General features: G+C 55.9%; 20 protein-coding genes and 1 pseudogene. 4 read left to right on the plus strand and 17 right to left on the minus strand.

All coding sequences use genetic code 11. The annotated features are described in order from the left end of the window. Positions 1-3: 3 nt before the first annotated feature. The 7 genes from ccoG to rph all read right to left on the minus strand — a co-directional run bounded on the left by ccoG (position 4) and on the right by rph (position 7,866). Positions 4-1,455 carry a cytochrome c oxidase accessory protein CcoG gene (ccoG, locus tag AACR93_RS17675; RefSeq protein WP_042031955.1) on the minus strand — a complete coding sequence of 484 codons (1,452 nt, stop codon included), beginning with the start codon at positions 1,453-1,455 and terminating at the stop codon, positions 4-6. 155 nt (positions 1,456-1,610) lie between these two features. Then, the gene (locus AACR93_RS17680; RefSeq protein WP_005339598.1) at positions 1,611-1,874 is read right to left on the minus strand and encodes a YihD family protein; all 264 of its coding nucleotides are present in this window, start codon (positions 1,872-1,874) and stop codon (positions 1,611-1,613) included. Positions 1,875-1,904: 30 nt separating this feature from the next. Next, positions 1,905-3,059 carry a GGDEF domain-containing protein gene (locus AACR93_RS17685; RefSeq protein WP_041209466.1) on the minus strand — a complete coding sequence of 385 codons (1,155 nt, stop codon included), beginning with the start codon at positions 3,057-3,059 and terminating at the stop codon, positions 1,905-1,907. A gap of 83 nt (positions 3,060-3,142) precedes the next feature. After that, the gene (gene cueR / locus AACR93_RS17690) at positions 3,143-3,532 is read right to left on the minus strand and encodes a Cu(I)-responsive transcriptional regulator (protein ID WP_041209465.1); all 390 of its coding nucleotides are present in this window, start codon (positions 3,530-3,532) and stop codon (positions 3,143-3,145) included. A gap of 10 nt (positions 3,533-3,542) precedes the next feature. Next, on the minus strand, positions 3,543-5,975 hold the full coding sequence (locus AACR93_RS17695) for a heavy metal translocating P-type ATPase (protein ID WP_043851529.1): 2,433 nt from the start codon (positions 5,973-5,975) through the stop codon (positions 3,543-3,545). 179 nt (positions 5,976-6,154) lie between these two features. Beyond that, positions 6,155-6,808, minus strand: coding sequence for an orotate phosphoribosyltransferase (gene pyrE, locus AACR93_RS17700; RefSeq protein WP_043851530.1), 654 nt, complete (start codon positions 6,806-6,808; stop codon positions 6,155-6,157). A 341-nt stretch (positions 6,809-7,149) separates the two neighbouring features. Beyond that, positions 7,150-7,866, minus strand: coding sequence for a ribonuclease PH (rph, locus tag AACR93_RS17705; protein WP_026080315.1), 717 nt, complete (start codon positions 7,864-7,866; stop codon positions 7,150-7,152). A 146-nt stretch (positions 7,867-8,012) separates the two neighbouring features. Here rph and AACR93_RS17710 point away from each other — a divergent pair, with 146 nt between their 5' ends. Continuing rightward, positions 8,013-8,876 (plus strand): YicC/YloC family endoribonuclease, encoded by an 864-nt coding sequence (locus tag AACR93_RS17710; RefSeq protein ID WP_042031958.1) that lies wholly within the window; start codon positions 8,013-8,015, stop codon positions 8,874-8,876. Between the two features lie 275 nt (positions 8,877-9,151). Here AACR93_RS17710 and AACR93_RS17715 read toward each other — a convergent pair whose 3' ends face one another. From AACR93_RS17715 to AACR93_RS17725, 3 genes and pseudogenes are all read right to left on the minus strand, one after another. Next, complete coding sequence (locus AACR93_RS17715; RefSeq protein WP_156153004.1) at positions 9,152-14,626, minus strand: ATP-binding protein; 5,475 nt, start codon at positions 14,624-14,626, stop codon at positions 9,152-9,154. Positions 14,627-14,798: 172 nt separating this feature from the next. Continuing rightward, positions 14,799-15,837 (minus strand): annotated as a pseudogene (locus AACR93_RS17720) (IS481 family transposase). Positions 15,838-16,074: 237 nt separating this feature from the next. Continuing rightward, a complete protein-coding gene (locus tag AACR93_RS17725) occupies positions 16,075-16,980 on the minus strand; it encodes a LysR substrate-binding domain-containing protein (protein ID WP_043851532.1) in 906 nt (301 codons plus the stop codon). 119 nt (positions 16,981-17,099) lie between these two features. On the opposite strand from AACR93_RS17725, the gene AACR93_RS17730 reads away from it, so the two are divergent. The 3 genes from AACR93_RS17730 (at position 17,100) to AACR93_RS17740 (ending at position 20,228) form a co-directional block, all read left to right on the plus strand. Further along, entirely contained in the window at positions 17,100-18,227 is a 1,128-nt protein-coding gene (locus AACR93_RS17730; RefSeq protein WP_019446200.1) for an S-(hydroxymethyl)glutathione dehydrogenase/class III alcohol dehydrogenase, read from the plus strand. 48 nt (positions 18,228-18,275) lie between these two features. Next, entirely contained in the window at positions 18,276-19,112 is an 837-nt protein-coding gene (gene fghA / locus AACR93_RS17735) for an S-formylglutathione hydrolase (RefSeq protein ID WP_043851533.1), read from the plus strand. 186 nt (positions 19,113-19,298) lie between these two features. Then, positions 19,299-20,228 (plus strand): LysR family transcriptional regulator, encoded by a 930-nt coding sequence (locus tag AACR93_RS17740; protein WP_052497092.1) that lies wholly within the window; start codon positions 19,299-19,301, stop codon positions 20,226-20,228. Here AACR93_RS17740 and AACR93_RS17745 read toward each other — a convergent pair. From AACR93_RS17745 to AACR93_RS17775, 7 genes are all read right to left on the minus strand, one after another. Next, positions 20,225-20,440: a hypothetical protein gene (locus tag AACR93_RS17745; RefSeq protein ID WP_043851535.1), complete on the minus strand. Its 216-nt coding sequence runs from the start codon at positions 20,438-20,440 to the stop codon at positions 20,225-20,227. The genes AACR93_RS17740 and AACR93_RS17745 overlap by 4 nt on opposite strands. A 69-nt stretch (positions 20,441-20,509) precedes the next feature. Then, on the minus strand, positions 20,510-20,839 hold the full coding sequence (locus AACR93_RS17750; protein WP_043851536.1) for a hypothetical protein: 330 nt from the start codon (positions 20,837-20,839) through the stop codon (positions 20,510-20,512). After that, on the minus strand, positions 20,832-21,290 hold the full coding sequence (locus AACR93_RS17755) for a DMT family transporter (RefSeq protein ID WP_043851537.1): 459 nt from the start codon (positions 21,288-21,290) through the stop codon (positions 20,832-20,834). Before AACR93_RS17755 ends, AACR93_RS17750 begins: the two co-directional genes overlap by 8 nt. Next, complete coding sequence (locus AACR93_RS17760) at positions 21,290-21,730, minus strand: DMT family transporter (protein WP_033114720.1); 441 nt, start codon at positions 21,728-21,730, stop codon at positions 21,290-21,292. Before AACR93_RS17760 ends, AACR93_RS17755 begins: the two co-directional genes overlap by 1 nt. Continuing rightward, positions 21,727-22,242 carry a VOC family protein gene (locus AACR93_RS17765; protein ID WP_043851538.1) on the minus strand — a complete coding sequence of 172 codons (516 nt, stop codon included), beginning with the start codon at positions 22,240-22,242 and terminating at the stop codon, positions 21,727-21,729. Before AACR93_RS17765 ends, AACR93_RS17760 begins: the two co-directional genes overlap by 4 nt. Then, entirely contained in the window at positions 22,242-22,607 is a 366-nt protein-coding gene (locus tag AACR93_RS17770) for a carboxymuconolactone decarboxylase family protein (RefSeq protein ID WP_041209456.1), read from the minus strand. The genes AACR93_RS17765 and AACR93_RS17770 overlap by 1 nt, the downstream gene beginning before the upstream one ends. 197 nt (positions 22,608-22,804) lie before the next feature. After that, entirely contained in the window at positions 22,805-23,527 is a 723-nt protein-coding gene (locus tag AACR93_RS17775; protein ID WP_041209455.1) for a head GIN domain-containing protein, read from the minus strand. Positions 23,528-23,889: the final 362 nt, after the last annotated feature.

Here is a 23,889-nt window from a genome sequence, read left to right on the forward strand (position 1 = left end):
CCGTTACAACCGGCCGATAAACTTGCTGCCCTGACGCAGGTTGCCCTTGCTGTCATCGGGGGCAGCCCCTTCCCGTTTGAGCACGAACTGGATATCCAGCGTCGGCCGCTTCAGGTTGTAGGGATCCACCGCCAGACTGACCGGCAGGGTGTAGATCTCGCCTGCCTTCAGGGTCACTTCACGGGGGCCGAACCACTGATACTCGGGCAACCCCTCCACATCCAGCTGGTAAGTCTGGGGTTGCAGGGTCTTGTTGAGGATCTTGAGGGTATAGGTGTTCTCGATAAGCCCGTCGTTGTTCTCGCGGAACAGCTGGTTGCGATCCCGCAGGATATCGAGCCCCATCGGCATAATGGACATGGCGTTGTAGGCAAACACCCCCAGCATGGTGGCCATCACCAGGCCATACCCAATCAGCTTGGGCCGCGCCACATGGGTAGAGTCGTTGGCCAGCTTGTGCTCTGTGGTGTAGCTGATGAGCCCCTTCGGATAACCCATCCGCTCCATGGTCTGGTCACAGGCGTCGACACAGGCGCCGCAGTTGATGCACTCGTACTGCAGACCGTCGCGGATATCGATACCGGTCGGGCAGACCTGCACGCAGAGGTCGCAGTCGATGCAATCACCCAGCCCCAGCGCCTTGTAATCGGCCTTGCGCGAGCGGGCACCGCGGGTCTCGCCCCGCTTGGGGTCATAGCCGACGATGAAGGTATCCTTGTCGAACATGGCGGACTGGAAGCGGGCATAGGGGCACATGTGGATACACATGATGGCGCGCATCCAGCCGGCGTTGCCATAGGTGATGATGGTGAAGAAACTCACCCAGAACAGCACCCAGCCACTCGCCTTGAGGGTCAGCACATCCGGCACCAGCCGGGTCACATCCTGGAAGTAGGCGACAAAGGTCAGGCCGGTGACCAGCGAGATGAGCAGCCAAGCCAGATGCTTGGCCCCCTTGCGAGCCAGCTTCTCGCCGCTCCAGGGTGCTTCGTCCAGCTTGCGCCGCTTGTTGGCCGGCCCCTCCAGCTTCTCTTCGAACCAGATGAACATGAAGGTCCAGACCGTCTGCGGGCAGAGATAGCCACACCAGACCCGACCGAGGAAGGTGGTAATAAAGAACAGCCCGAAGGCGGCGATCATGAAGAGCCAGGCGAGCAGGGTCAGATCCTGCGGCCAGATGGTGGCACCAAAGACATGGAACTGCTGATGGCCGAGGTCGAACAGCACCGCCTGTCGCCCCTCGTAGCGCAGCCAGGGCAGCAGCACGAAGAGGGCAACGAAGAACCAGCCCATCCCTTTGCGCACCCGCTGCCAGTAACCGGTCTGGGCCCGGACGTAGATACGGTTGCCGGGGTTGAATCTGTCATCGCTGGCTTTGAACGTATTGGGGTTGAAAGTCCCGGTTACGCTCTTGTCGGTGACATCCTTGATATCGATTTTCTCGTGATCGGCCATTGCAAGACATCGCTCCCTTATTTGTTATGGAGCGGATTATATCTTAAACAACCTGCTAATTGTGTGGATTAGATGTATCTAATATTGGGGTTGGATCGCAAATTTCGGCAACAAAAAAGCACATCACCTTGTGGTGATGTGCTTCTGTTCAAGATTCACTTGATTCCGCGGGCCTTGAGCAGTGCCTCTTTGAAATCGGGCACGTGATCCTTGGCCAGACCCGGGATCATCGCCTGCTTGTCGGATTCCCGCATCTTGAGGTGATAGATCAGCATGTCGTCGGTCAGCTCGGACAGGGGACCTTCAAAACCCGCCTCTTGGGCCAGTTTGGCAACAAACTGCACCAGGCTGAGATCCTGTTCCTTGATCCAGGCAGGCTGCAACAACTCCAGCAGCTCTTCGATACGATGACATTGCATAGACAACCTCTTTAATCTGTCTGTATTAACTCAGGCAACCTTACCCATCAAGGCTACTTCGATTCGATCCCGCCCATTATGCTTGGCCTGATAGAGGGCCGCATCCGCTTTTTGGATCAAATCGGCGATTTTCATGCTGTTGTCCGGTATCAGAGTGGCAACACCAAAGCTACATGTGACCCGACCGGAGACCAGTGATTTCTGGTGCGGAATAGCCAGCTCCTTGAGGGATTGCCGCACATTGTCCGCCACCTGCAGCGCCCCCTGCATGCCGGTGCAAGGCAGCAGCAACGCAAACTCCTCGCCACCGTAACGGGCAGCCAGATCGTCCTCGCGTCGCTCCACCTCGGCCAGCAAACCAGCCACCTGCTGCAGGCAGTCATCCCCCAGCTGGTGACCATAGAGATCGTTGAACTGCTTGAAGTAATCCACATCCACCAGCACCAGCGACAACGGCGCCCGGGCACGGTGGCAGCGGCGCCAGGCGCGCTCCAGACAGTCGTCGAGATGGGCACGGTTGGCAATGCCGGTCAGGCCGTCGAGACGGGAGGTGAGGCGCAGATGTTCGGAAACCGCTTTCAACTCTGCCACCAGTTCGGCGTTGGAGAAGCGGTGGTGAAGCGAGGCGATCTGATCCCGCCGCAGACGGCGCAGCAGGGTCGGTAAAAAGACGAAGAGGTAGCCCGCCAGCATGCAGGAGACGATCCGCTCCTGCTCGTTGCCCGCCCCCAGCTCGAACAGCATGGCGCACCCGAGCGGCAACACGGCACCGTAGAGCGAGCGGCGACTGCCAAACAGCATGATGGCGCTGCCGGTGAGGATCAGGCTGGTGAGCATCATCATGGCCGCGCGATAGGTGTCGGGCAGCTTGTCCATGTAGAGCAGCACACCCAGCGCCCAGCTGATGGAGGTGATGGTCACCCCGATAAAGAGCTCCCGCTCCAGCAGGGGCAGCGGCGTCTGGTGCAATCTGGGCTGGCGCCAGCGCAGATGCCAGCCGCGGCACAGCAGCAACAGCAACACCCCGACCAGCCACCCGAGCGCTTCACTGGCGGGCAGGTAGTCGTGAAAAAGCAGACTCCAGCCAAACGCCAGCAAGCCCAGACAGGGCAGACTGAACGAAGCATGGGTGTAGAGCTGGACCATGATGGCCTGCCTGACCTGGCGTGTCACACTCTGGGTCAACTGAGTACTCCTGTACAAGAGCCAAGCAGTCTACCACTACCCCTCATTGAGCAACAATAAAGCGTTTTTTATTAAGCAGTTACTCAACCGCGCTCCAGCTCGTCGAGGATCGGGCACTCGGGGTTTTCATCCCCGTGACAGCAGCAGACCAGCCCCTCCAGCGAGCTGAGCATCGCCTGCAGCCCGGCGATGCGAGCACGCAGATCGACGATCTTCTCCTGCGCCAGCTTCTTCACCTGGGCGCTGGTTCTGTGCTCGTCCCGATAGAGTGCCAGCAGCTCCTGACACTCCTCCAGATTGAAGCCGGTCTCCCGCGCCCGCTTGACGAAACGCAGCTCGCGCAGGGCCGATTCGGTATAGCTGCGGTAACCGTTGTCGCTGCGCACCGGTGCCGAGATCAGGCCGATGCTCTCGTAGTAACGGATGGTTTTGGCGGTCAGTCCCGTGGCCTTGGCTACCTTGCTGATGTTCATGGATGACTCCTTAACGGTTCGATTCAGTGCTGACATTGTGGCTGACCTGGGCAAGTGCCCGTGGCTGCCAGCGTTTCAGTAACAGGGAATTGCTCAAAACTGTGATGCTGCTCAGGGCCATGGCCGCCCCCGCCAGCTCGGGGCTGAGATAACCCAGTGCCGCCAGCGGAATGCCGATGATGTTGAACACGAAGGCCCAGAACAGATTCTGCTGGATGGTGCGCCAGGTCGCCGCCGAGATATCGATGGCATCGGCCACCAACCGCGGGTCAGATCGCATCAGGGTGATGGAGGCGGTCTCCATCGCCACGTCGGAGCCGGAGCCCATGGCGATGCCGACATCCGCCGCCGCCAGCGCCGGGGCGTCGTTCACCCCGTCCCCCACCATGGCCACCAGCCCGCGGGTTTGCGCCCGCAGCGCCGCGACCTTCTCCACCTTGCCGGCCGGCAGCACGGAGTCGAAGGCCCCGTCCAGCCCCAGCTTGGCGGCGATATGGGCCACCGGCGCCGGAGCATCGCCGCTCACCAGCCAGCTGGCGATGCCGCGCTGGCGCAGGGTGGCGATGGCTTCAGGACTCTCGGGGCGCAGGGTATCCGCCAAGGCAGCTATGCCAGCCACCGCACCATCGATGGCCACCCAGACCCGGGTCGCGCCGTCGGCGGGTTGTTCATCCTGTTGTGGCACCTCAATGCCGAGCTGGGCCAGCAGGGAGCCATTGCCGATGGCGACCCTGTGGCCGGCGACCTGACCAACAATACCGGCACCGACCCACACCTCGACAGCTTCCGGCTGGGGCAGCACCGCCTCTTTGCCGACCGCCTCGCGCATGGCCAGCGCCAGCGGGTGTTCGCTCGCCTGCTGCAGGGCGGCGGCGAGGCGCAGCGGCTCATCGTTGCCGCTCCAGCTGGCCAACACCGGCTTGCCTTGAGTGAGTGTGCCGGTTTTGTCGAAGATGAGCGCCTTGATGGCGTGGGCCTTCTGCAGGGTATCCACATCCTTGATCAGAATGCCGTGACGCGCCGCGACGCCGGTACCGGTGACGATGGCCGCCGGTGTGGCCAGCCCCAGCGCACAGGGGCAGGCGATCACCAGCACCGCCACCGCTGCCAGCAGCGCCTGACCGAAATCGTTGCTGATGGCGTACCATACCAGCAGGGTGAACAGGGCGATGGCCATCACCACCGGCACGAACACGGCGGAGACCTTGTCCACCAGTTGTTGCAGCGGCGCCTTGCCCATCTGGGCGCTCTCCACCAATGCGATGATCTTGCTGAGGCTGGAGTCCTCCCCCACCGTAGTGGCTTCAATTTCCAGCACGCCGGAGCGGTTGATGGCACCGCCCAGCACCTTGTCGCCCTCGCCGCGCGGCACCGGCAGGCTCTCGCCGGTGAGGATCGACTCGTCCAGCTCGCTGGCGCCGCTCACGATTTTGCCGTCCACCGGCACCCGCTCACCCACCAGCACCCGCAGCCGATCGCCGCGCAGCACCTCGTCAATGGCGACGCTCTGCCAGCTCTCGCCACGCCAGACGGTGGCGGTTTCCGGCCGCAGCGCCATCAGTTCGCGAATGGCGGACTGGGTGCTGCGTCTGGCCCGAGCCTCCAGCAGTTTCCCCAACGAAATCAAGGTAATGATGATGGCGCTCGCCTCGAAATAGAGCTTGCCGCTGGCAGCCATCCCCAGCGTCAACAACAGATAGAGACTGTAGAAGTAGGCGGCGCTGGTGCCGGTAGCCACCAGCACATCCATATTGGCGGCGCGGTTCTTGATGGCGAGCCAGGCGCCGCGATAGAAGCGGGCACCGATCCAGAACTGCACCGGGGTGGCGAGCAGCAACTCCAGCCAGGCGGGCAGATGCCAGGGGAACAACCCGGCCATGGCCAGCATCCCCACCAGCAGCGGCAGGGTCAGCAAAGCCGAGATGATGACCCAGGTTTGCGCCTGACGGGCAGTGGCGGCCTCCTGCGCTTCCCGCTCCAGCAACTGCTGGCGGCGACCGCTGGCCGAGCCTTGTGCCAGCTGGGCGCCAAAGCCGAGCGCTTCGATCTGCTCGCGCAAAGCGGCCGGGGTCTGCATCCCGGGGACCAGCACGATCCGAGCCTGTTCGATGGAGAAATTGACCTCGGCCGAGATAACGCCGGGCAGCGCGGCCAGCATCTTGTTCAGTCGAGCCGAACAACCGGCACAAGTCATACCGGTAATTTGAAACAAAAAGGTCTCGCTACCGTAGTCATAACCCTGACTCTTGATGCTGTCGAGCACCGCAGGCAGACGGTCGGGGCTGGCCAGCTCGATGGCCGCCTGCTCCAGCGCGAAGTTGACGGTGGCCGATACCCCGTCGAGTTTGTTGAGGCTGGTCGCGATGCGGCCTGCGCAGTTGGCGCAGCTCATGCCGCTGAGCGGCAACTGCAGATGAATGGGTGATTGAAGATGAGTGGTCATGTTGTTCCTCCCCGGAACCCGTCGGCACCACAAAACGCCGACTAGCAAACCCTAACCTTTACTGTAAGGGCAAGCTCAAGCCACATGATCCACTTTTTGCAGATGAAAAAAACGGCGCCCGTTTGCTGCCAGAGAACAAACGGGCGCCGCATTCAGCTATTGCGCGGTGTGAGCGGAACTCAGATACCGTACTGGGCGCGGTAAGCCTTCATGGCAACCAGTTGCTCAGCCAGCTCCGGCCGTTCGGCCTGCTTCTCTTCCAGATACTGGATCAGGTCGCTCATCTGGATGATAGCGATGATGTGGGCGCCGTAGTCACGCTCCACCTCCTGAATCGCGGAGAGCTCGCCCTTGCCCTTCTCCTGACGGTCCAGCGCGATCAGCACGCCCGCCAGCGAGGCGCCGTTGGCCTGGATCAGATCCATGGATTCGCGGATGGCGGTACCGGCGGTGATAACGTCGTCCACCAGCATGATGCGCCCCTTGAGCGGGCTGCCCACCAGATTGCCACCCTCGCCGTGATCCTTGGCCTCCTTGCGGTTGAAGCACCAGGGCACATCCACATCGTGCTGCTCCACCAGCTGCACGGCGGTGGCGGAGGCGATGGGGATCCCCTTGTAGGCCGGGCCAAACAGCACATCGAACTCGATACCGGCATCCATCAGGGCGGCGGCATAGAAGCGGCCGAGACGGGCCAGATCGCGGCCGCTGTTGAACAGACCGGCGTTGAAGAAGTAGGGGCTTTTACGACCGGATTTCAGGGTAAATTCACCGAATTTGAGGACCTGTTTCTCCAGGGCGAACTCGATAAATTGACGCTGGTAGGCTTTCATTCTGGCTCCTTGCTTGGCTTGTCGTTGTCTTGTGTGGGGGTATAAAAAAACGCGGTCAATGCCGCGTTTGCAGGATCTGTTGACGCTTCGTCACGGCCGCGACGGAGTCGGTTTTTGCGCAGAACTAGGCATGAGATGCGAAGTTTGGTAATCCAAACGAGGCATCGAATAACGACGTTATGCACAAAAACCGCCCCGTCCCTACGGGTTGCGTGGCAAAGGATGCCATGCGTTGTTGCAGGACTTGCCAAGGGAATAACCATTGGCGGCATCCTGCGCCTAGCCTGGCATCCTTTGACACTGCAACGCGACTTGTGCCGAAACATCAACAGATCCTAGTATCAGGAGAGCGACTGCTTCTGCAGCGCAATGATGTCGGCGATGCCGCCCTTGGCGAGCGCCAGCATCTCCAGCAGCTCTTCATGGGTGAAAGGCTCGGCCTCCGCGGTGCCCTGCACCTCGATGATGCGACCATCTTCGGTCATCACCACGTTCATATCGGTCTCGGCGGCGGAGTCTTCGATGTACTCCAGATCGCAGATGGCCTCGCCCTGATACATGCCGACGGAAACGGCAGCGATCATCTGCTTGAGCGGGCTCTGCTTGATCATGCCCTTCTCGACCATCCAGTTCAGCGCATCCACCAGCGCCACACAGGCACCGGTAATGGAGGCGGTACGGGTGCCGCCATCGGCTTGCAGCACATCGCAGTCAACTGTGATGGAGTGCTCGCCCAGCGCTGTCAGGTCTACCGCCGCGCGCAGGGAGCGGGCGATCAGCCGGGAGATCTCCAGAGTGCGGCCACTCTGCTTGCCGGAGGCCGCTTCACGGTTCATCCGGGAGTGGGTGGAGCGCGGCAGCATGCCGTATTCGGCGGTGACCCAGCCCTGATTCTTCCCTTTCAGGAAGCGCGGCACGCTGGTGTCGACGCTGGCGGTGCAGAGCACGCGGGTGTTGCCGAATTCCACCAGCACGGACCCTTCAGCATGCTTGGTGAAGTGGCGGGTAATGGTGACCGGACGAAGCTGCGCGGCAGTGCGATCGCTTGGACGTGACATGGGACGGACCTCTGGGCTGGCTGAATTGGCGCAGGAGTATAAGCCATCGCGGCCCAAATATCAGCCGCTAAAACCAACACTTCGGCTGACGCACCGGCCCCCGCTGGGTATAATCCCGCCACACTTCATCAAGCCCGGAACAATCAATGATTCACAGCATGACCGCCTACGCCCGCAAGGAACTCAAGGGCGACTGGGGCACAGCCGTTTGGGAAATTCGTTCGGTCAACCAGCGTTATCTGGAGACCTACATTCGCCTGCCGGAGCAACTGCGCAGCCTGGAGCCGGTTCTGCGTGAGCGTTTCCGCGCCAAACTGCAGCGCGGCAAGGTGGAGTGCAACCTGCGCTTCGAGGCCGCTCAGGCCGCAGCCAGCCAGCTCCATATCAATGAAGAGCTGGCCAAGCTGATTATCGACAGCGCCAGCTGGGTAATGAAAGAGGCGGGCCAGGGCCAGCTCAACCCGGTCGATGTACTGCGCTGGCCGGGCGTCATGGCTGCCGCCGAGCAGGACATGGACGCGGTCGCCACCGAGCTGCTCGGCGGTTTTGACCAGACCATGGAAGATTTCCTCGCCTCCCGCGCCAGCGAAGGGGCCAACCTCAAGGCCCTGATCGAACAGCGTCTGGCCGGCATTCAGGTGGAAGTGAAGAAGGTGCGCGTCCATCTGCCGCAGATCATCGAGTGGCAGCGCCAGAAGCTCACCGACCGTCTGGCCGAAGCCAAAGTCGAGCTGGATCCGGCCCGCATCGAGCAGGAGATCGTGCTGCTGGCCCAGAAGATCGACGTGGCCGAAGAGCTGGATCGTCTGGAGATGCACATCAGCGAGACCAACAAGATCATGAAGAAGGGTGGCGCCTGCGGTCGCCGTCTCGACTTCATGATGCAGGAGTTCAACCGCGAATCGAACACCCTGGGTTCCAAGTCCATCAACGCCGAAGTGACCCAGTCCGCCGTCGAGCTGAAAGTCCTTATCGAGCAGATGCGCGAGCAGATCCAGAATATTGAATAATTTTCTCTTGTTTTCCAAAGCTTTCCAATATTCACCAAAGCCCTGATTTATCAGGGCTTTTTATTTCCATTCTGTTCTTGTACGTCTCAATCTGTTTCATCCAAGCGGTGAATTAACTGGTGAGTAATGCCTCGCTATACTTGCATCAAATGGTGAGTATTAGGAGGCACAATGGCATCTATGACAGCAAAGCAGGTGGCCGCACTTGCAAAATCAGATGAACCAATTAGTTCCAAATATAGAAACCTAAAAAGCACTATATGCGAAAGATAGAATCACAGTCTGCCGATTTGACTTGTGAGTTCAAGCCCAAGTTGATGCTGATTATCTGCCAGCCAACGAAGTAAAAACTGAAAGTTTGTACGCATCGCCTCTGAACGTCGCAAAGCGTTTGGCTCACTTTCCCATATTGACAGAAGTAGCTTCGCAATTGCATTTTCTGCACTTTCCAGTTCGCTTCCAGACCAACCATTACTATGCAATTTTACAACCTCATTTAGAGAGCCAAGACTATCAAAACGGATGTGAGTTGCTGCGTCAGATTTAAGCCACCGAGCTACAGAAGATATTTGTTTCGCATCGTTCAACTCTTGAGACAACCACACTTTCATTAAAGGCCAAAGAGAACTTGCTAAGTCAGAATGTTGGGGTTTCCACGACTCTAAGGTACTACTATGTACACCATACAGAGCTAGCCAGACATCCTCTCTGTAGTTCCAAGAATGCTCTTGAGGTAATTTAGATACAGCCTCGATAAACTTAATACTAAGATTGAGTATGTATCGAGGCATGGTTTCTAACTGGAGGATTGATGTATAGTAAAACTTAAGAAAAGTCTCTGCCCAATGGTGATACTTCGAAGGAAAGCTTAATAACTTATCCCACATATACTCTGGATTTTCTTCTGGTTTCATCACAGATACAGCCAAAGCAAGCTTCTCAAGTAACCAGATTCCACCATCACTAGGGTATGTTTCAAAATAATCACTTCCGCTATGCTCTAGCGTCTTAATGATATAGGATAAAGAACTCTTAAAAAAATCTATACTATATTCTCTCTCTTCCTCTGAAAGACCTTCAGTCAGTTGAGATGAGTATTTATGCGCAGCTATTAGTAACTCAAAGTCTAAATAATCGTTTCTGTTTAACAGTTCCATTTCACTAAAGTTCGATAGTAGCTCTTTATTACCGATACATTCCCAATCTATAAGAGAGGCATCTAGGGAGCCACTAACAAAATCTTCAATAAGGTTTAAATACCATTGTTGCAGCGCACTATTAAACTGTTCTATTTTCCCATCATTTGAAACGCTATAAACGCGTTTTATCCTAGCAATAAACTGACATTGCCTTCTCGCATAAGCGCACTCAAAAATAAGCCTTCTCAATCTTAATAGGTCACTATGTCGACTTGGAACCAATGCTTGAACATTACGTACAAGAATTGCAACCGCTTCGTTATGGAAAGAAAAAGCCAATCTGGCAACTAATTGTCTTAACTCTAGATCTTCTGGTTCTTGCTGCCAAAGAGCAACAATTGCCTCAGCTGCAAAACAGTCCCATTCCCAGTTGGAAGAATTTTCATGGCTGTCCATATCACTATGTGGAGGAGGCGTTAATATAAGTTGAGTCAAGATGCCTTGGCACCACTTAGATAAGTCAGATTGTTTTTTGACCCATTCAATGTGAAGACATAGCAGCACAGCAATTCCACCACAAAGCGCATTTGCTGATAAGTTTGGGATATCAAATTGATCAAATGTATCATTGCTGCGCTCTTTTTCAGGTGAATTACAGCTATTTAGGTCATTTTGCCAAATTTCTTTTATGTTCTTTAGGTCTTGTACGAATGCTTCCAGCTCATTCGTGGACATAGACTTCCCTTCGTCTATAAAGCGTCTGCAATTGCTTTGATATAGAATTAAATCACGGGTTCTCAAAAGACTGTTAAATTGGTCGCTTTGCTTTTCTTCTGCTTTGGGAGGAGTATATCTGTACGACCTTACTACGCCATCTTCTGATGGGATAGGTATGTAATTTTCCTTGGTAAACAAATCGACTATTTGACTAAGCCTTTCACGATTGCCACATGGTTGACTCTCTCTGATTATTTCTTTCCACTCAATTACCTTCTTTTGTAAAAAAGCGGAAACATTCTCATTAGTAAAGAAAAGGGAACAGGCAATATCCCTAAGATCTAGGCTGCGATGAGAGAGTGAATTAAATTCTCTTTGGATTTTCGTAGAAAATGAATCTTGTTGTGGTGACGCCATATTCAGGTGGGTACGACCTTGGACTCTAAGTTGAATCTCCCAAGTGTAAAGTTCTGCTACCCCAAGTAAAGGCATGAGAGATTCTGTGAATAGATTTGGCTCTTTACGACCTACATCCAATAACACGTGAAGCAAAGGAACAGATCGTGTGCGCTCTAAGATCATGTTAAGCATAGATTGAATATCATCAGAACCTATTTCACTGTAGAGATGCTGCTCGAGAGCCATAAGTGCTGATGTTATGATGCTGTTTGGTAGAGGGCTTCCTAAACCTGCGGACCACCCAAGTGTTCGACCATCTCCAGAAAGTGTTCTTTTCACACCGCCAACATCTACTTCGAGACTCCCAAGAGAGTTTGAATCATAGATGTGATGAGAAGTTTTGTTTCCTTCATATATTCGCCTTTCGAGCCATTGCTCTGAGACATGATCGATAATTCTGAATATTGTTTCGGCACCTTCTGCAAAGTTTGCTTTTAGCAGGTCGAGAAAAGGGCCTCGAAAATGTGAGGGAGTAGGCCATGAGTGAATGGATTGAAAATCCGCCTCCCATTCTCGACTACTTGAAGCATATGGGACAATGCATGATTTCGGCGTAAAAAGGCATGACAATATCACTTCACGTGCTACTTCAGGTCTGTGTCGAATTAAATGCTTAAGCCCCCTTTTTACTAACACTGCGGAGCGGAAAAAGTTATTAACCTCGTTATTTGGTGCATCCTCAGAATGTTTATATTCTAAGTCGTGATATGGGTTACTAAAGTCATAGAAGTTTCTATGACTTTCACTTTTTATTTTTGTTGTACGTTCGGATGCTTTTAGTGCAAATTCTACAACTTCTTTTTCACATTCAGGGATACCTGACAAAGCAAGAATGAAGAAATCTGTTGCTGAGAACTCTTGGTCTTGTCTACCAGTATATGCAGAGAGCGCGAGTTCCCCGAGTAAGATACCTATTTCACCGACTTCTCGTCTGTACCTAGTTTGTGGCTTGGTGTGTTCCAACCAAAGCTTCGCCACCTTACAGATTTCATTAGGGACAGTTTCGGAAATTTGTTCTCGATAAGCATAAAGGAACTCAAGTACAGCAGGCCAATAGGGCCAGTTGGGGTATCTGAATGAACAAGATATATCTGCATCTTTAAGACCTAACAACTTGCCAACTTTCTTCATCCTAGGGTCTGGTAACGTTGCAAAAGCCAAGAAACGCTTTAGTAGACGGCGAAGGAGATCGCTATCATCTGATAAAAGTTCATCTTTAAGTAATTCCAAGTGAGTCTTGGAGTCCAAGGCAAAGACGATAGAATCAAGAAGCAAATCAGCTGTAGATCCCCCTCCAATTTCTTGGAGACTGCGTAATAGAATTTTCCAATCTTGCACATCTCTCTTAGTATCAAGCAGTTCAATACCCAGAAGTCGAATAGCTCGGAGCCATAAAGGGGAATCGATACGAGATTGCAAGAATTCTAGAAGGTAATCCTCCTTAGATTGCAGTAGGCGTAGACGAGCCCAGTCGGCGAATAAGTCGTGGGCAAAAAGAACATTACTGTATTCATCGATGATCAAAATTCCATTTGATTCGAATTCTTCAACAATCGCTATTTCAGAAGAAGGGAGATCTGTCATCGGGATTGAAAGTCGAAGTGTGTCAGCTTGCATTTCTGCTATACGCATCAAGATTAGATTTCGACGGTGACGATGTCTTCCGCTCAATACTTGGCTTTGCCAAAACCAAGATGCAACACTATTTTCACCAACTAAGGGGTCTTCATAGCCAGATCGATTAATCTGAGATGCTATTAAATCGAGAACTTTTAGGTTCTGAAGTAGCGGAGCTAAGTGTGGTTCTTGTGCTATTCGACGAATTTTTGGTATAGAGTCCCAAATAGGTGATAGCTCATTATGACTCGGGGGTTCACATTCGTATAATGCCCAACCGGAGGTATCAATACCTACGTCATGTAGGCGTTCTTCTAAATGTGGCCAATCCTGAGTTTGGCAAGTAACTATGAGTTCACATAAAGCATCTTCTTTATTTACCCTAAGAATATTCAGTAGGTCAGATACGATTGACAACGATGAAATTTCAAATACCCGGTCTAGTCCGTCAAGTACCAATAATTTGGAGTTTGAATTGTATTCAAATACTTGATCAAATGACATCCCAAGATTCAAGTCTGCGTTGAGTGCAAGTAAATCTGGGCGCTCAAGAGAACTACCTCCTAACCAAAGAGTGAGTCCATTTTGAGAATCTAAGTTTTCGGTGTAGGTTCGAACGAGTGCGGACTTTCCTGCTCCTGAGGCCCCAAGGATCATTACGGTTTTACTCGCAATTAGATTTTTTTCAAGGGCATTCAATTGCTCGGTGCGTTCAAGATGAATGTCGCCGATAGTGTTTCGGATACGTTGACGCGTTAGATCCGTAAATTTCTTAATTGTAGTCCAAGCCTTTTCATGTGACGGCAATACTGTTGCAACTGTGCATTCAAGGTGTTCTAGTCGTTCATCTTGCTTTGATAGAGCTTTTTCAACATGTTGCTGCCAGGTTTCAAGATGTATGAGTCCATTACGAGTGGCCCAATCACGTAATTCGTCAACACTCCGAGAGGTAAGCTCTTGAAGACAAGCACGAGTAAGAATTCGCTCAGATACTTCTGATTTTGAGGATGCTAATAGAACCTGATAAATAAGAATCTGAGCGAACTCGCTTGCTGGAAGTTTGGACATTGAGGGTTCAGCTTCGATAGTTGTCTTGAGCTGCTCTTCTATACCTGAAGCAGAGCGTAGGTCTGTTATCCAACTTACTGAAGTGAAAAAGTCGGTCCAACTTTTATTGTCCTCTTGAAAGCCAATCGCGACCTGTACGTCTTTAGCATACTGCTTTTCAGCACTTGATGCCTCGCGATCATCATCTGATATTTTAGGCTTTAGATACTTATTAAATAGGGCATTAATTGCTGCCGTTAGTTTTTCAACCTCAGGTTTTAGTTTTTCATTCTTCTGTTCAAGTAGTGAAGACCAAGTAGATATGACATCTATCTCCAGATCTAGCCGTTCTTGCTTTTTTACCTTCTTAATACCTGTAGATGAAGAGGTCTTCTGAGTTTTTAAACTTGCTGTAGTTGCGAACACCATGCGAACATTTCGACCACCTTCTTTATGATATTTATATGACAACAAAAAATTAAAGATAGATTCCCAAACTGCATCTGACCTTACGTTGACCGCATCAGTGAGATCTTTGAGTTGTGTTTCGCTCACATCGAGAATTGTTCCATCAGAACTAAGAATAAAACGATCTAAATCTTCGCGACCTTCGACAACGAGTACTTCATTTTCGCAAAGGTTAACCCATTGCAGCGCAGTGTACGCGATCTGGGTTAAATAGCCTCGAATACTGGCATTAGCAGCCCGGTTGAGGTCTCCCAAAGTGTTTTCTATATTGGCTATATCAGATGAAGTGACAGGATGAGTCATGGTAGCTCTGCCTAAAAATGATGTATCGCGCCCCAGCTTCTGTTAAAAACATTTTCGAAGCCCAACAAAAATAGGAAAATAGTAACCAATATATATGCAATTGTCTTTATTTCTTGTGCTATCTGTACAGGTCTTGTTATCACCTGACACCTGCCTCAAACCGGTGTCTTGTTTACGCTACTTTAGAGCGCACTTCCTTCGGTATCAATTTCAGACCCTTCTTGAACATGCTGTAGGGGGTTTGACCCTCCATCATCCTGCCCTGATGTGGCCGCTGGGTGTTGTAGTGCACCAGATAGCTATCTAGGTCTGTCTGCATCTGCTCTACCGACTCATACCAGGTCGTCCTCCCCTTGATGCGGAAGTGTTCATCCAGCAAGGTTCGATGCAGCCGCTCGATAAAGCCGTTGCTCTGCGGCCTGCGCACCTTGGTGGTTCGGTGCTCAATCCCCTCCAGTTGCAGGAACAGCTCGTAGGGATGGTGGTCAGGTCGTCCACAGAACTCGCGCCCGTTGTCCGACAGGATGGTATAGACCCGTGCCTCGTGGGCCTCGAAAAACGGCAGCACCGTTTCATTGAGCACATGAACCGAGGTCACCGGCAGCTTGCTGGTGTAGAGCCGTCCCCAAGCTTGGCGACTGTAGCAGTCCAGCACGGTTTGCAGATACACCTTGCCAACCCCCTTGAGCGCGCCGACGAAGAAGGTGTCGACCGCCACCAGTTCCCCAGTGCAGTGGACCTCAATCTGGCGTTCGCGAAACTCGGGGCTGAAGCGCTCTAACAGGCGAATCTGCTCGTCATTGAGCTCAATGGTCTGCTCCCAGTGGGTTTTCTCGAGGCGCAACAAACGGCCGTGTTTGGAGAGCAAGTCGTGCCGTTGCCATACGCCACGCACCCCACCGGCACTGACGTTGATACCTTGCAGATCCAGTTCTTGGGCGACCCGCAGCGGGCCATGAGTTGGTCTGGTGAGGGAGTAATCGAGGATGGCCGGTTCAATCTCGGGCGCAACCCGATTGGGATGAGCGTTTACACCCAGGCAATTTGTCGAGCAATCCCTCGGCGCCATAGGTCTGGTAGTTACGGCGAATCTCGTAGAACTGCTGACGGCTGCAGCCGATGAGCTTGCAGGCTTTGCTGACGTTATTGAGCTCTTTGGCGAGCTCTAGCAGGCTGAGTTTGCGACGTGCTACTTTCTCGCTGGTGGTCATACGGTGACTCCAGATAACACGGTAGGGGTACCGTTTTGTTATCCGGTTTGAAGCCGTATGACCACTCCCTTTTGTGGGCAACTGTCAGGTGAATACCATCTCCATACATCCAGAACATCGAGTGACGAGTCGCTGACTATCCGGTTGTTGCCTGCAAAAGAGCCCTTGATTCCTCAAGGGCTCTTTTATTTTCAGGCCATGAGATTTCCACCAGTGAACCAACGAGCGAGAGAAGCCCTAGCCTATCGGCATCACCAGCGCCGGTTGGTGCGGGTCGCTCAGCCGCTCGGCGAGGTAGTCCACCAGCATCCGCACCTTGGGGGAGAGGTGGCGGTTATGGGGATAGAGGGCCCAGATCCCCTCCGCCGGGGCCCGCAGTTCGGGCAGCAGCTCGATCAACTCCCCTCGGGCCAGATGGTCGCTCACGTAGTAATCCGGCAGCTGGATGATGCCGATCCCCTTGAGCGCCGCATCCAGCAGGGCGTGGCCGCTGTTGCACTGCAACAGGCCGCGCACCCGCACGCTGTGGGGGCGGCCATCCAGGGTGAAGTGCCACTCGTCGCTGTTGCCCACCAGACAGGTGTGGCGGGTCAGCTCGGAGAGGCTGTTGGGCATGCCGTGGCGGGCGGTGTAGGCCGGTGAGGCGCAGACATAGGGCACCCGCTGCGCCAGCTTGCGCGCCACCAGCGTCGAATCCTTGAGGTGGCCGAGCCGCAGCGCCAGATCGTAGCCTTCATGCACCAGATCCAGCAGCTGGTTGGTGAGGTTGAGGGTCACCTCCAGCTGGGGGAAGCGCACCATGAAGTCGTTCACCAGCGGGGCGATGCGGCTCTCGCCGTAGGAGACGGGGGCCGTAATGCGCAGCGACCCTTGCGGCACCGCCTGATGACGCCCCACCGCCAGCTCCGCCTCGTAGAGGTTGTCCAGCAGCTGACGGCAGTGGCGATAGTAGATCTCGCCAAGCTCGGTGAGCCGCACCTGACGGGTGGTACGCAACAGCAGCTTGGCCTGCAGCCTGTCCTCCAGCTGTGCCACCTGACGGCTGACTTGCGCCACCGACACCCCCAGCTTGCGCGCCGCCGGGGTAAAGCCCCCCTGCTCCGCCACGCTGACAAATTCACAGATCCCTTCCCAGCCGAACATTATTACCTGTGTGTAAAAGTGATTTGAGATTTGCCCTCATTATCACCAAATCGGCGGGAAACTACACTGAATGCCCGAACCCATTCTCCTCACCCTGCTCAACAAGAAGGATGTCATTCATGGCACAGGTTCAAAGCATCAAGTGTAAAGCCGCCATCGCCTGGGGCCCGGGTCAGCCCCTCTCCATCGAAGAAGTAGAAGTCATGCCACCCCAAGCGGGCGAGGTGCGGGTGCGCATCGTCGCGACCGGCGTCTGTCACACCGATGCCTTCACCCTCTCCGGTGAAGATCCGGAAGGGGTCTTCCCCTGCATCCTCGGCCACGAGGGGGGCGGCATCGTCGAATCCGTCGGCGAGGGCGTCACCAGCGTCAAGGTGGGCGATCACGTGATCCCGCTCTACACCCCCGAGTGCGGCGAGTGCAAGTTCTGCAAGTCCGGCAAGACCAACCTCTGCCAGAAGATCCGCGCCACCCAGGGCAAGGGGCTGATGCCGGACGGCACCACTCGCTTCTCGAAAGATGGCCAGCCCATCTATCACTACATGGGCACCTCCACCTTCAGCGAATACACGGTACTGCCGGAGATCTCCATCGCCAAGGTGGACCCGGCCGCCCCGCTGGAAGAGGTCTGCCTGCTCGGCTGCGGCGTTACCACCGGCATCGGCGCCGTAATGAACACCGCCAAGGTGAAGGAGGGTGAGAGCGTCGCCATCTTCGGGCTCGGTGGCATCGGCCTCTCGGCGGTGATCGGTGCCCGTCTGGCCAAGGCCGGTCGCATCATCGCCATCGACATCAACGAGAGCAAGTTCGAACTGGCCCGCAAGCTGGGCGCCACCGACTGCATCAACCCGAACGACTACGACAAGCCCATCCAGGAGGTGATCGTCGAGCTGACCGACGGCGGCGTCGACTTCTCCTTCGAGTGCATCGGCAACGTCAAGGTGATGCGCGCGGCGCTGGAGTGCTGCCACAAGGGCTGGGGCGAGTCGGTCATCATCGGCGTGGCCGGAGCGGGTCAGGAGATCAGCACCCGTCCGTTCCAGCTGGTCACCGGTCGGGTATGGCGCGGCAGCGCCTTCGGCGGGGTACGCGGTCGTAGCGAGCTGCCGAGCTATGTGCAGCGCTACATGCAGGGTGAGTTCCGCCTCGATGACTTCATCACCCACACCATGGGGCTTGAACAGATCAACGAGGCGTTCGATCTGATGCACCAAGGCAAAAGCATCCGCACCGTCATCCACTACTGAGCATGATCACCCCGCCCGCCATCGTGGGCGGGGTGCAGGAGTCCTTCGATGAATCTGGAGATTATCAGCAGCAACAAGAGCTTCGGCGGCTGGCACAAGCGCTATCGCCACAGCTCCACCGTGCTCGGCTGCGAGATGAATTTTGCCATCTATCTGCCACCTCAGGCTCTCACCGGCCAGAAGGTGCCCGTGCTCTACTGGCTCAGCGGCCTCACCTGCACCGATGAGAACTTCATGCAGAAGGCGGGTGCCCAGCGCATCGCCGCCGAGCTCGGCATCGCCATAGTGGCGCCGGACACCAGCCCTCGCGGCGACGGCGTGGCCGACGATCCCGGTTATGACCTCGGCATGGGAGCAGGCTTTTACGTCAATGCCAGCCAGAGCCCCTGGCAGACTCACTACCAGATGTATGACTACGTCACCCGCGAGCTGCCTGACTTGATAGAGACCCACTTCCCCGTCTCGACCCGACGCGCCATCAGTGGCCACTCCATGGGCGGTCACGGTGCGCTCATCGCCGCGTTGCGGGAGCCCGGTCGCTACCGCTCGGTCTCGGCGTTCAGCCCGATCTGTCACCCGAGCCGCTGCCCCTGGGGCCAGAAGGCGCTCGGGGCGTATCTCGGCAGCAACCCTCTGCTGTGGCAGGAGTGGGATGCCTGCCAGCTGCTGCGCCACCAGCCGGTCACACCGCTGCCCACCCTGGTAGATGTGGGGCTGGATGATCCCTTCCTCGCCGAGCAGCTGCATATCGACGCGCTGGCCGAGGTGGCTGCCAGCAAGGGGTGGCCGCTGGAGCTCAACCGCCACGAGGGCTATGACCACAGCTACTACTTCGTCGCGAGCTTTATCGAGGCGCACCTGCGCTTTCACGCCCGCCACCTCTGATCAAAACAGGCCCGTTGCGGGCCTGTTTCAGTTGGGGTTGTGGTGATCGGACGAGATCAGCCTTGCTGCTCGTGGTAACGGCATGCCAGAGCAGAGCATCAGTGGCAGCAGCCTCCGCATGATACCGGCTTGCCTTGGCCAAGGTCGGCCGATTACCCTTGAGGATTGCGATGGAGGAGGTATCCCGTGAACTACGACGTTTCGTTGTTGGAGATGAAGCTGTTTCTGATGACCACCCGGTTTGGCAGTTTTTCAGATGTGGCGCGTCGGCAGGATATGACCCCTTCGTCCGTCTCGCGCAAGATGGCGCAGCTGGAGGAGAAGGTGGGTTCCAAGCTGCTGCACCGCCATACTCGCTCCATCTCCCTCACCGAGGAGGGGGTCGCCTTTGCCAAACAGTGCGCCGAGATCCTCCAGCAGTATGAGCGGGTAGTCGGCCAGATCGAGCAGCGGGCGGACACCCCGAGAGGCACCATCCGGATCAGCGCTCCGGTCGCCTTTGGCCGGCTGCACATTGCCCCCTATCTGACCGAGCTGCTGGAGCGCTACCCCCTGCTCAAGGTCGAGTTGCAGCAGACGGATCACTATGTCGATCCGGCGGCCGAGTCGATCGACCTGCTGATCCGCATCGGGATCTCGCAAGACTCCTCCCTGCGGATGAAACAGTTTGGCCAGCAGCACTACGTGATGGCGGCCAGCCCGGACTACCTCAATCGCCATGGCGAACCGGCCAGTCCGGATGAGCTGGTGCAGCACAACTGTCTGGTCTTCAAGGGGAGCAATGGCCTGCAACGCTGGTTCATCGGCCAGGAGCAGCTGCAACCCTATGAGGTGAGCGGCACCCTCTACAGCAACAATGCCGATACCTTGGTTGCCGGCGCTGTAGCGGGTGCCGGGATTGTAGTGTTCCCCACCTGGCTCATCGGCGAGGAGCTGAAAACCGGGCGGCTCAAACCGATCATGACCCGGTTCACCGTCTCCACCAGCGTGGAGCAGCAGGTGATCAGCGCGCTCTATCTGGAGACCGACCAGCTCGCCGCCAAAGTGAGGGTGGTGATCGATTTTCTGGCGGGAAAATATGGCTCTCCCTGCTACTGGGATGCCAGACAGGTTTAGCCAGACAGCCTGCCGGTCAGCTTGTGCAGCGCCGGCAGCAAGACAAAGACGGCGCAGGCCACGATCACACTGTCGATGAGCAACACCCCGACTGGTGCGGCGGGGTCGAGCTGCCATCTCGCCAGCAGCGGCGCCATCCAGCGCGGGATCAGCAGCGTCAGCGGAAAGATGATGGCCAGCACGTGCAGGTATTCGCCAAGCTGTTTTTTCATAAAGCCTCTGATGTTGTGGCAGCCAAGCCAGTGGCAAGAGTGGCATTCCTTTCACCACTGGCGAGCCAGCTACAGCGTTGTGATGTCCCGGGTGCAGATAAAGTGGGCATCTGCGGCAAAGGCCTCAAACTGCCGGATCACCTGCTGCATCTGCGAACTCTGGATCTCCTGCAGAAATTGCGTCTCCGACTCGATACGAATCACTTCGAAGTAGTCCCACGGCGAGGCACTCTGCTGCCCCAGCATCTTCAGCCCCTTGAACACCTCGAACGAGGTGACGCTGTTGAGCCGGTTCACGGTGGGCAGATCGACCTCCCGTGCCCACGCCAGATAATCCGCCTCGTTTGTCCCCGGTTTGAGATTGAAAAAGACCATCAGGGTTGTTGCCTGTTCACTCATTTACTTGTTCCTGTTGTCGGTTCGCCAGATAGATGCAGAGCAGCGCCGCAGCAACCGCCATCATGGCGGCAAGGCGCCAGTAGTTGAGGGGGATGGGGGCATTGCCCAGCCAACCCATGGTATCGATCACCAGACTCATCACCATCTGGCCCAGAATGGTGGCCACAGTGGCGATGGCGACCCCTACCCGTGGAATGGCCGCAACCATCACCACCATGTAGACAATGCCGAACAGGGCACCGGCCAGCTGCCACTTCGGCACGCTGAGCAGGGTCGCCTGATAGGGCGGCTCAAAGAAGAAGATCAGCAGGGCGGTCACCACAGTGCCCATGGTGAAGGTGAGCAGCGAACTCTGCACCACTCCAACCCGCGATCCCAACTGACCATTGATCGCCGCCTGGGCGCTGAGCGCCATGCCGGAGACGATGGCCAACACGATAATCAGCATCATCAGTTTGCTCCCAGATAGGTAAACAGCAGCGCCAGCGCGATGCAGCCAAGTGCCACCAGCCGCAGAGGACGGGTTGCCCGTTTCGGCATGCCAAACCAGCCGAAGTAGTCGATGGCAAAGCTCTTGGTCACCTGCCCCAGCAGGACGCAGATCATCGTCATCGCAACCCCCAGCATGGGGGTCGAGAGAGTGAGCGCCACCACATAGACGGGGCCGAGCAAGCCACCGATCAGCTGCCATTTCGGCACCCCATGCCACCCTGTGGATGGCCCCCGCACCGTGAAGAAACGGATCAGCCAGAGCAGTGCAGCCCCCACGCCGAAGATGCTCAGGGTGGCCCACAGATGGCCCACCTGTTCACCAAGCGGACCCAGCAGGCCCGCTTCGAAGGAGAGGCCCATGCCGGCCATCACGATTAGCAAAACCGGGAGCGCGTTCATCGTGGATCAAACAGGGCGACGGGTGATTGACCGCTATAGGCCTTGCCCTGCGGATAGGAGACCAGCTCCAGCTGCATGCCCCATGGCGCAAGAAAATAGATCCAGGACTCCCCTGCTGTCGGCCCCTCCGTCATGCAGGTCGGCTCGCCCAGCACGGCGATCCCCTGCTCCTTCAGGTAAGCCACCGCCGCCGCCATGTCATCCACATAGAAGGCGAGATGGTGGCCACCGATATCGGCGTTGTTGGGAGCCTTGAGGTTGCGCTCGATATTGCTGGCGTACTCGAAGATCTCCAGATTGATCCCTTTGGCATTCATCACCGCAATGCGGGTGATCTCGGCGCGGGCATTCACGTTGAGGTGCTCCGCCATCCAGTTGTCACTCGCCACAAAGGGCCCGAACTCATAGGCCAGCTCGAAATCGAAGTGGTCGCGAAAGAAGGCGATCGCCTCTGCCAGATTGGGCACGGTAAAGCCGATATGATCGGGCTTTTTCAGTCCTGGAATGGCCATCAGATATCCCCCCGCTCGTGGCGCAATTTGTTGAGCGCCCCCATGGTGGTCGCCCCCTTGTTGAAGCCGGTATAGACGGATGCAAAGACGATCAGCTCTTCAAGCTCCTGCCAGGTCGCCCCCTGTTTGAGTGCCATATCGACATGAGCTGCGAAGGGGTTGCCTTCACCGCTGACGTTGAGGGCCATCTGGTCGATGGCGATGGTGATGAGCGCCTTGCTCTTCTGGTCGAGCAGCGGCATGCCCCAGGCTTCACCAGCCACGCGGACCGTCATGTCGCCCCAGGTCGGGTGGATGGATTTGAGCCCGCTGACCAGAGCCTGATCATCGAGCACGGCATTTGCAAAAGGTAATGATGTTGTCATCAGTGACGCCTCAGTAGTTGATAAGTTCGCCGTAGCGGATGAGGCGCATTATTAGGGAGCGGGATGTATTGAAAAACCGGCGGGCCGGAACATCACTTATGCAGGATTTGCACAAATGGCACGGGAGGTCGCGCCATGTTGGAAAAAACAAAACAGGCCCGTTGCGGGCCTGTTTCAGTTGTGGTGATCGGTTGATATCAGCTGCCGGCGCGGGTCACCCCGCCGGAGCCCACGATCTGCTGCTCCACCTCGGGGTCACCCCAGTAGGTGATGTTGCCAGTGCCTGCGATGCCGATCTTGAGCGTTTTCTGGGCCCGCACCTCCACATCACCGCTGCCGGCGATATTGACCTCGACCTCGTTGCCACGCATTTCGCTGCCCAGCACATCGCCAGCACCGGCAATGTTCAGCTCGATGCTAGTGGCAGAGCCGCTCCCCAGATCCAGGCTACCTGCACCAGCGATATTGCCTTTCAATCGCTGTACCTCCAGCTGGCTGGCAACGATACCACCGGTTCCCGCCACTGACAGCTCCAGCGCCTCACCCTTGAAGCCACTCAGATCGCCGTTGCCGGTACCTGCCAGCGCCATTTCACTGAGCTCTGGCAGGGTGATGGTGATCTCCAGCGGTTCGGTAGGCCGCAGTCGGTAACCATCCTTCACCTCGATCTCCAGCTTGCTGCCGCGCTCGGTCAGCTCCAGATACGGCAAGAGATTTGCCTGCCCCTTGATCAGGATGCCGCGCTGCTCCCCCGCCACCAAATGGAGGGTAGCTGGAGTTCCCGCCAGCACCCGGGTCACCCGCTCGCCCAGTGCCTGCTGGCGCTCGACCGGGACACCTTCCCCCTTGATCTCGGTGTCGGCAAAGACGTTGCAACCTCCCATCACCAACGCCACCAAGACGCCAATCATCCACCGCATAACTGTTCTCCTTTTTATTTATTGATAAGCCACCTGACAGGCCCTGTTCGAAACCACAAAAATAGAGGCCGTATGAAACCACAGATAGCAATGGCCATGCCAGAAGCTAACTATATGATTTTCAATAAAAATGAAATCAACAGTAAGAAGTGGCACGCATTAAAAAGAGCCATTTAGACCACCATTTGGCGAATCTGACCATCCCCTAACAGGCAGGTGGAGAGCTGGCTGACAAGCCGTTCGCGAGGTCGCTACGCTGACAAGCCGTGGAAGTTTTGGATTGCCCTGCCGGTCTGTTGAGCCAATAGTGGTACTTCGTGCGTACCAAGCTCTCCATTGCGGTAATGTCATTACCACTGTCT

It is taken from the genome of Aeromonas sp. L_1B5_3, assembly GCF_963866575.1.
Lineage (GTDB): Bacteria > Pseudomonadota > Gammaproteobacteria > Enterobacterales > Aeromonadaceae > Aeromonas > Aeromonas jandaei.